General features: G+C 60.2%; 8 protein-coding genes. 5 read left to right on the top strand and 3 right to left on the bottom strand.

Going from position 1 to position 8,870, the window contains the following annotated elements; all coding sequences use genetic code 11:
* The 5 genes from putP to O3648_RS05135 form a co-directional block, all read left to right on the top strand.
* Nucleotides 1–1,235: sodium/proline symporter PutP (gene putP, locus O3648_RS05155; protein WP_371568902.1), on the top strand; the 1,235-nt coding region annotated here is incomplete at its 5' end.
* A 141-nt stretch (nt 1,236–1,376) separates the two neighbouring features.
* A complete protein-coding gene (locus tag O3648_RS05150) occupies nt 1,377–2,330 on the top strand; it encodes a 1,4-dihydroxy-2-naphthoyl-CoA synthase (protein ID WP_279740790.1) in 954 nt (317 codons plus the stop codon).
* Between the two features lie 156 nt (nt 2,331–2,486).
* Nucleotides 2,487–3,866 carry an AMP-binding protein gene (locus tag O3648_RS05145; RefSeq protein ID WP_371568899.1) on the top strand — a complete coding sequence of 460 codons (1,380 nt, stop codon included), beginning with the start codon at nt 2,487–2,489 and terminating at the stop codon, nt 3,864–3,866.
* 111 nt (nt 3,867–3,977) lie between these two features.
* Complete coding sequence (locus O3648_RS05140) at nt 3,978–4,892, top strand: 1,4-dihydroxy-2-naphthoate polyprenyltransferase (RefSeq protein ID WP_371568897.1); 915 nt, start codon at nt 3,978–3,980, stop codon at nt 4,890–4,892.
* A gap of 102 nt (nt 4,893–4,994) precedes the next feature.
* The gene (locus O3648_RS05135) at nt 4,995–5,453 is read left to right on the top strand and encodes a PLD nuclease N-terminal domain-containing protein (protein WP_279790993.1); all 459 of its coding nucleotides are present in this window, start codon (nt 4,995–4,997) and stop codon (nt 5,451–5,453) included.
* Between the two features lie 134 nt (nt 5,454–5,587).
* Here the strand turns inward: O3648_RS05135 and O3648_RS05130 are convergent, their stop codons facing one another.
* From O3648_RS05130 to O3648_RS05120, 3 genes are all read right to left on the bottom strand, one after another.
* Entirely contained in the window at nt 5,588–6,277 is a 690-nt protein-coding gene (locus O3648_RS05130; RefSeq protein WP_279754815.1) for a histidine phosphatase family protein, read from the bottom strand.
* Nucleotides 6,278–6,433: 156 nt separating this feature from the next.
* Complete coding sequence (locus tag O3648_RS05125; protein ID WP_005504750.1) at nt 6,434–6,532, bottom strand: 30S ribosomal protein bS22; 99 nt, start codon at nt 6,530–6,532, stop codon at nt 6,434–6,436.
* 263 nt (nt 6,533–6,795) lie between these two features.
* Entirely contained in the window at nt 6,796–8,805 is a 2,010-nt protein-coding gene (locus O3648_RS05120) for a FadR/GntR family transcriptional regulator (protein WP_371568893.1), read from the bottom strand.
* Between the last annotated feature and the right edge of the window lie 65 nt (nt 8,806–8,870).

Below are 8,870 nucleotides of genomic sequence, written 5' to 3'. Positions count from 1 at the left end.
GCGCATGGTGCAACTGGAAGTTCGTGGCACCGAGACTGCGTAGCTACACCGAAGTAGCAGGCGACGCCGTGACCGTCCCCGTCTTCCTGAGCAACCGCCTCCATGACACCAAGCGCGTGCTGCGCATCGTCTCCGGCATCGTGATTCTGGTGTTCTTCACCTTCTACGTCTCCTCCGGTATGGTGTCCGGTGGTCTGTTCTTCAAGTCCTCCTTCGGCCAGGAATACCACACCGGCATGCTCCTGCTGGCAGGCATTACCGTGTTCTACACCCTTTTCGGCGGCTTCATGGGCGCCTCCTACACCGACATGGTTCAGGGTCTGCTCATGCTTGCAGCACTCATTGCCGTGCCGATTATCACCATCATCGATCTTGGCGGTGTGGACCCGGTGGTTGAATCCATCAGCCAGGTTCGCCCCGACGCACTCAGCATCTTCGCAGGCACCACTTTCGCCGGCATTGTTTCATCCCTCGCATGGGGTTTGGGATACTTCGGCCAGCCTCACATTATCGTGCGCTTCATGGCAATGCGCACCCCCGAAGACGCAAAGTCCGGCCGCCGCATCGGCATCAGCTGGATGGTCCTGACCGTGTTCGGTGCGCTCAGCGGTGCATTCATGGGTATCGCCTACTTTGCACGCCACCCCGAGGCATCCCTCACCAACCCCGAAACCGCGGAGTCGGTCTTCCTGGACCTCTCGCAGATTCTCTTCCACCCCTTTATTGCAGGTCTCATCTTGGCTGCGGTTCTGGCGGCAATTATGTCCACCCTCTCCTCACAGCTGATCGTGTGCTCCTCCGCTCTGGTGGAGGACCTCTACGGTATCTTCTCCTCAAAGAAGCTCAGCGCCGCCAAGTCCCTGTGGCTCGGCCGTGCAGGCGTGGCAATCGTGGCACTGGTCGCCGGTGCCCTGGCATGGAACCCCAACAGCTCCATTCTGCAGCTGGTCGCATTCGCGTGGGCTGGTTTCGGTTCGGCATTCGGACCGACCGTTCTACTCTCCCTCTACTGGCGTAAGCTAACCACCCAGGGCGCGCTTGCCTCCATGATTACCGGTGCCGTTGTGGCGTTCGCATGGGGTCAGAGCCCGATGAAGTCCGTACTCTACGAAATGGTTCCCGGCTTTGCTTCGGCGATGCTGGTCGCAATCATCGTCTCCCTGATCACCTACAAGAAGAACCAGGTCATTGAGGAAGAGTTCGACCGCGCAGTAGAGCTCGCAAAGGTCGAGTAACCTACAAATAACTGAGGCAGGGTAAGGTTCCTTACCCAACTTCTAAGGCCCGGGCCGCACACACGCGGTCCGGGCCTTCTTATATGCGGGCACCCCATGCCACAACCTCAGGCAATGCCCGGGCAACGTAGAATAGGGTCTATGACTGCACAACTTCCCGAAAAGGTCTCGGACATCTTCAACCCCGCCAACTGGCGCATCGTCGAAGGCTTCGAAGACTTCACCGACATCACCTACCACCGCCAGGTTGAGCGCGACGAAAACGGCGAAATCCTCCGCGATCTGCCCACCGTGCGCATCGCATTCGACCGCCCCGAGGTCCGCAACGCATTCCGCCCGCACACCGTGGACGAACTCTACCGCGCCCTCGACCACGCCCGCATGACCTCCAACGTAGGCACCGTACTACTCACCGGCAACGGCCCCTCCGCCAAGGACGGCGGCTGGGCATTCTGCTCCGGCGGCGACCAGCGCATCCGCGGCCGCGACGGCTACCACTACGCCAGCGGCGACACCGCAGAAAGCATCGACCCGGCACGCGCAGGCCGACTGCACATCCTAGAAGTGCAGCGCCTCATCCGCACCATGCCCAAGGTCGTTATCGCCCTCGTCTCCGGCTGGGCTGCAGGCGGCGGCCACTCCCTGCACGTGGTAGCCGACCTGACCATCGCTTCCGAAGAGTACGGCAAGTTCAAGCAGACCGACGCAACCGTCGGCTCCTTCGACGCAGGCTACGGTTCGGCGCTGCTTGCACGCCAGGTGGGTCAGAAGTTCGCCCGCGAAATCTTCTTCCTCGCCAAGGAATACGACGCACAGCGCATGTACGAAATGGGCGCAGTCAACGACGTAGTCCCCCACGCAGAGCTTGAGAATAAGGGCCTGGAATACGCGGCGCACATTGCCCGCCAGTCCCCGCAGGCAATTCGCATGCTCAAGTACGCCTTCAACCTGCCTGATGACGGCATGCTCGGCCAGCAGGTCTTCGCCGGTGAGGCAACCCGCATGGCGTACATGACCGACGAGGCTGTGGAGGGTCGCGACGCGTTCTTGCAGAAGCGTGACCCGGACTGGTCCAACTACCCCTACTACTTCTAAGAGGCAGCCCCTTTCCGCAGAAGTAATTTCAGATGCATAGGCTCGGAGCCGGATTCAACCCCTGATACCTTCAGCTAAGAATCCGGCTCCGGCGCATTTGATTCCTCCCCAACCCGGCATAGCCCCCCGGCGCACACAACCACTCAAGGATCTCTTATGATGAACACCCCCGTACCCGGGCTCGTGCCTTCCCCCGCCCCGCAGGAGGCTACCCTGCACCCGCAGGCGGTACAGGTGCGTGCCAATCAGCCCGCCGACCCTCACGCCATGCTAGGAGCCTTTGAGCAGCTGCTGGGTGGGTACGCGGCGGGTGCTGGTACGGAGAGTGCAGAGGCGGAAAGCGCGGGCTCCGAGGGCGTAGAGGCTGCGGACCCTATTGCCCTGGTGGTGGGCACCTCCGGATCCACCGGAACCCCCAAACGCACCGCACTGACCGCGCGAGCTCTTGCCGCCAGTGCGGCAGCCACCGAGAACTTCTTCGGCTCAAACTCCGATGCTGCCTCGCAATGGCTCCTGACCCTTCCGGCGCACTATATTGCCGGTGCACAGGTGCTCGCCCGCTCCGTACTTGCCGGTACCGCCCCAGTCATTGCCCGCTCCGTGACCGAATCGGTGCACTTTAGCCCCGAAGTTTTCCTGCAGGCGGTTCAGCAGATGAACTCAGCACGCCGGTTTATCTCCCTGGTGCCCACCCAGCTCCATAAGCTCCTTGAAAGCGCGGACGCCGACCCGCACCTGGGCTCTGAGATTCACGAGGCACTCGGCTCCTTCACCGGAATCCTGCTCGGAGGCGCCCCCGCCAGCGCTGACCTGCTCGCCGTCTCCACCACGCTGGGTCTGACCACGGTGACCACCTACGGTAGTGCCGAAACCGCCGGCGGTTGTGTCTATTCCGGCTCTGTTCTGCCCGGTATGCGGGTGGAGCTCGTGCCCGAAGAAGGTATGCCCGCCGTGCCGGATATTGAGGGGAAGCCCGCACAGGTTGGTCGTATTTGGATCAGCGGCACGCACCTCGCCAGCGGCTACATTGGCGATACCGCCCGCACCGCCGAGCACTTCTTCACCGCCGCTAACGGCACCCGCTGGTACCGCACCGACGACTACGGTCGGTTGGCTCCCGACAGCAACAAGAACTGTAGCGAGCAGCGCCTGCAGGTGCTCGGCCGTAGCGACGACGTGCTCATCAGCGGAGGCATAAAAATCTCCGCCCGCGCCGTGGCAACCGTCCTCGAAGAGCATCCTGCCGTACGCGAAGCCTGCGTAATCGGCCTACCCGATGCCCGCTGGGGTACCGCCATTGCCGCCGCGGTCACGCTGGTACCCTCTATCGATACCGTAGCTGCCTCTACCGAGAATAGCCCCGCCCTAAACGAAGAACTCTGCACCCTGCTACGTGCCCGCTGCACTGAAAAGCTCGGCGCCCCCGCCGCACCCAAGCAGCTGAGCATCCTGCCGGATTTCCCTCTTACCAGCACCGGCAAGCCGGATCGCGCAAAAATATACAGTATCCTGGACAGAGACTATCGTCAGGGCTAAAGCAGGCTCATCCGCGGGTTTTCACCCCGTACACGCAACCGCCCGCACGCCCTAACCGTCACCGTCACAACACCCACGCATCATACGCACTTAGACCCGGAAGGAACCCCCGTGGCAACTGCCGCCCAATGGATTGAAGGCGCTCGCCTGCGCACCCTGCCGCTCGCCGTCGCCCCCATTATTGCCGGCTCAGCTGCCGCCTACGAGATCAACGAGTTCAAGCCACTCTACGCGTTCTTGGCATTCCTCGTAGCGTTCTTCCTGCAGGTCGGCGTGAACTACGCCAACGACTACTCCGACGGCATCAAGGGCACCGACGAAGACCGCGTGGGTCCGCTACGCCTCGTCGGTTCCGGCGCGGCAAGCCCCCGCTCCGTCAAGTTCGCCGCCTTCGCCTGCTTCGGTCTAGCGATGCTTGCGGGTCTTGCCCTGGTGGCACTGGCGAACCAGTGGTGGTTCCTGGCGATTGGCGCCTCCAGCGTCTTTGCGGCGTGGGGCTACACTGGTGGCAAGCATCCCTACGGCTACATGGGCCTGGGCGACGTGTTCGTCTTCGTCTACTTTGGTCTAGTCGCCACCCTGGGCACTCTCTACACGCAGACGCACACCCTGACCCTGCTCGGCTGGGTTGGCGCTATCGGCGTTGGTCTGATTTCTTGTGCCTTGCTGATGGCTAATAATGTGCGTGACATTCCCACCGATATTGAGGCGGGCAAGCTGACCTTGGCGGTCCGCCTGGGCGAACGCTGGTCGCGCATCACCTACATTGTGGAGATGGCCCTGGCACTGGGTCTGGTAGTGCTTCTGCTCGATGAGAACCCCTGGTTCCTGCTAATTTTCCTGCTGGTCGGCCCGACCATCCACTCCTGCTTGACCGTGTGGACACGCGGCGGCCGCGAGCTGATTCCGGTCCTCAAACAGGCGGGTATTGTGGCGCTCGTGTACTCCGTGATTCTTGCCCTCGCTGTATGGCTGGGTTCGCTGGATATTATTAGCCACGAAATTCAGGTGTTCACCGGATACTAAGCCGACGCACGAATCTGCACCGGATTACCGCGCTGTTACGCCGCTAGCGGGCACCCTGTTCATAGTTCCGCAATAACGCGGCGGTATGTCATAGTAGTGCTTATGATTCGAGCCATGCTGATTATTGGCGGCGCCGCCCTCATCGTGGGGCTGACCCTATACACCTTCTTGGATGCCGTCCGCACCCCCGCACACGAGGCGCGAACCCTGCCCAAGTGGCTGTGGATTCTCGTCACCCTGTTCTTCCCCATGGTGGGCCCGATCATGTGGCTCATCCTGGGCCGCCCCAAGGCACAGCCCGCAGCAGGCGCTCCTCGCCCCAGCTTCAGTCAGCGACGCAACACCCCGGTGCCCCCGGTATCTTCCCCCGACGACGATGAAGAGTACCTGCGCTGGCTCAAGGTAAAAGCAGAACGCGAACGCCGCAGCCGCCAAGCAGAATCGAACAACAAGCAGGGTTCTGATCATAAGGATTCCGAACCTAATGACCCCGAGCTTAAGGATCCTGAGCATAGAGATCCTGGGGACGGCACCCCGACTCAGGGTAACGGGCAGAACTAGTTAAGACAGCTAGATTTGTAGCTCCTGTGCCCCTCAAGGTTTACAGTAAGAGGCTGTGAGCACATCCGTAACGGATATGCTCACAGCCTCTTACTACGCTCAAAAACAGCTTCAGGAACTAGCTACCAGGTTTGTTAGCTGCCGGGCAGCTGAATCACACCACCGTACAGCGGCGCAGCAGGCTCCGAATACTCCACAAAATGCGGCATCTCATGCTCAAAATCAGTGGTGCTAAACGCCAAAGTCGTAATCGACGCCAGGTTACACTCACGGGCACGCGGGTCATGTTGAAGCATGCGACCCTCAACACCCAGGCGAGTAATCCAAATCGGCAGCTGGTGCGACACAATAATCGCCTCCGCACCCTCACCGCCGCGCTCATAGGCGGTACGCGCCGCATCCTGAACAGCCGCAGCCATACGGCGAATCTGGTCCATGTACGACTCACCCCAGGAGGGGCGCGCCGGGTTGTACAGCTTAGTCCAGTGACGCGGGTTCCTCAGCAGCTCCTGCGAGTTCACGTGCAGACCCTCAAAGTAGTTATCCGCCTCAATGACGCGCTCATCCGGCTGCGCAGTCAGGCCCAGCAGCTTTTCAACCGGGGCAGCAGACTCACGGGTACGCTGCAACGGCGAGCAGACTAGATGCACGAAACGGGTGCCGCGCTCAGCACGAGCCGCAAACTCCTCAGCGCTCAGACGCACCATCTGCTGGCCCTTATCGGACAGACGGTAGCCGGGCAAACGGCCGTACACGATACGCTCGGGGTTGTGCACCTCGCCGTGACGCATGAGGTGAACTTTAATGGTGGAAGTTTCAGTCATAATCCCAGTCTCTCAAATAGCGCGCCCCACCCCAAACAGGTGACCCGCACATACGCTCTACAAATACAAAAACACGGCATAAAACCCAGCCCGCAAAACCGCAGGAACGTAAAAACCCCGCCTCTCCATACGGAGGGCGGGGCAAAAGAAGTCTTTTTACTTCTTGTTGCGGCGCTGGTGGCGGGTCTTGCGAAGCAGCTTGCGGTGCTTCTTCTTGGACATACGCTTGCGGCGCTTCTTGATAACGGAACCCATAGGATTTCCTCACTTTACTCGTACCCGGCCGAGCCATTCGACTCGGTAGCTACCCGGGGATATTTATACCGGTATAACCGATCCAAAACGCATTTTAGGCACAGAAATACCCTTGCGTTTTAGAGCGCTACCTACCTAGAGTACTAGGTTTACCCCCATTTTCACCATTCGAGAGCGGCTTTTCAGGAGTTTTTCCCTGAATTTCCGCTTTTCCCACGGGTATGTCGAGGGTATATGCGGGTCAAATTGGGGATTCAGCAGCCCTAACGACGCTTCTTCTTAGACTTCTTCGAGCCCTTAGCGCGGCCATGAGACAGCACCGAACCGGAAGAAGCTACAGCAGTGCCCTCAGATATGCTCTCCTCAGTCTGGGAGTCGACCTCTACCGGCTCCTCAGCCGATTCCTGCGCGGGGTTATATTCCTCAGCAGGTTCTTCAACCGGCTCTTCTACAGAACCCTCCTCAGCAGAGCTTTCCGCTGCGGCTTCTTCCTCAGCCGCCACGTGCAACGCCTTCAAACGCTCAACGCGCTCAGCCTCGGCACGAGCCAACGCCCCCACACCCACAGCGGACTTCTCAAGCTTCGCCTCGGTGTTAGCCTCGGGTTGAGTCTTCTCAGTACTATCCTCAACCTCAGGCTCGTAGACATCCACACCGAAGAAACGCTTCATCTTGGAGAAGATGCCGCGGTACTCCTGCACCGGCTCATCATGCGGAAGCTTCTCATAGGTGTCGTGGATGGTCGCTGCCGCCTCAAGACGGGTAGGTTCAGCAGGCCGAACGGCGGGCGCCTCCTGGCGCGCCGGAGCACGCATAACATTCTCCGGCTCAGTCTCCGCAGGAGCCGCGGCAGTCACAACAGCCGCAGGACGCGCGGTACGGGCAGGCGCAGTCAGCATCTTGCTACGATCCACCGGCTTAATGATGGTCGCACGCACCGGAGAAATGATCTGGCCGCTACGACGACGCGGAGCCGCCGTAGAAGCACGCAGAACCTTTGCGGGGCCCTCAGCCTCTTCCTGCGCGTACGCGGCAGAGACGCTCGGCAACTGACCGTTGAGAGTCCGCGAGCTGAGAGTCCGCGAGACAGGAGCCTGGGCGGCGGGTGTCTGGGCACCAGATACCGAAGCTGCAGAAGCAACGGGGGCGGTGCTACGGCGCGGGGTGCCAAAGCTCAGCGGCACATCCGGGCTCACCGAATGAGCGGCAGGCTGTGCGGGGGCTGCAGAAGCCGCAGCAGGTGCGGCCTGAGACGCAGCGGGACTGGAGCGTTCCACCTTGTCAAAAGTATAAATATCCGCACCAGTTGTAGTATCAGTCGGCTCGGAGGGAACCTCAGACACCGCCTCATCGCCATGGGCAACCTCGTGTTCAGACTGCTCAGACACCGCAGCAGAAACCTGAGTCGGCTCAGCAGATGCCGCAACAGGAGCATGCGGGGCAGGCAATGCCCCCACATCGGCGAAGGACACATCGTCCTGCATCAAATCATCAAAGTCATCGGTGGTAAACTCATCCACATCAACCGGCGCAAATTCAGAAGCAACCGGCTCACCCGGCAGACCGTTCGCAGAGGTCGCCTCCTGCTCCAAATCAATACCGGCATCGGAATACATGCCGCGCAACTGAGCAATCACCATGGCACGAGCCGTCGCCGAATCGCCAGCCTTCAAAGCCTCCGCAATAGCGCGGCTCTCAGCACGCAGACGTTCCACAGCACTACTCCACAGCGGCATGCGACCCACCAGCGATAGCATCGACTCAAAGCTCGGTTGACGCACCGACGCGAGCATACCCACCAACAGTTCATTCCCCGCACAACGCATCACCTGGTGGTGGAAAGTCAGCAGAAGCTCCAGGAAATCACGAATCGACAGGTCGAAATCTTCCATCTGCGCCAGGACCTCGTCCATCTCCGCGAAGGAGGCGGTCTTCGGGTCAATACGCGCAATCGCCCAGCTTTCCAGCAAAATACGGGTCTGCACCAGATCGCGAGTCGGGTAACGCGAGCTGGACATGTGCAGGCGTAGAGCAGCACTCGCCGCGGAAGCCGGCTCCTCACTCAAATGCACAAGAATTTCCTTACCGCGACCGTTGTACAGCTGCACCAAATCCATATCTTCCAAGGTGCGTAGAGCCTCGCGGGTACGGGAACGATTCACACCAATAGCGCGCGCAATTTCACTATCACTAGGCAGGTCCTGGCCCAGCTGAATGTTGCCCTCGAACAGTTCGTTCTCGAGCCAGCGCAGAATTTTACGATGAATAGCCACGTGAATGCGTCTTTCGGTCAAAAAGTGAGTGAAAGTGTGTGCGTTTTACAGAGAGTTAATATCGG

It is taken from the genome of Rothia sp. 27098_8_161, assembly GCF_041432905.1.
Classification (GTDB): Bacteria; Actinomycetota; Actinomycetes; order Actinomycetales; family Micrococcaceae; genus Rothia.
The sequence above is the reverse complement of the archived record's forward strand: the minus strand, read 5'-3'. Positions and strand labels throughout refer to the sequence as shown.

What these genes read in the sequence shown, in the direction of transcription:
- O3648_RS05150 (WP_279740790.1), top strand. Translation starts at nt 1,377, where the DNA reads ATGACTGCACAACTTCCCGAAAAGGTCTCGGACATCTTCAACCCCGCC.
- O3648_RS05145 (WP_371568899.1), top strand. Translation starts at nt 2,487, where the DNA reads ATGATGAACACCCCCGTACCCGGGCTCGTGCCTTCCCCCGCCCCGCAG.
- O3648_RS05135 (WP_279790993.1), top strand. Translation starts at nt 4,995, where the DNA reads ATGATTCGAGCCATGCTGATTATTGGCGGCGCCGCCCTCATCGTGGGG.
- O3648_RS05130 (WP_279754815.1), bottom strand. Translation starts at nt 6,277, where the DNA reads ATGACTGAAACTTCCACCATTAAAGTTCACCTCATGCGTCACGGCGAG.
- O3648_RS05125 (WP_005504750.1), bottom strand. Translation starts at nt 6,532, where the DNA reads ATGGGTTCCGTTATCAAGAAGCGCCGCAAGCGTATGTCCAAGAAGAAG.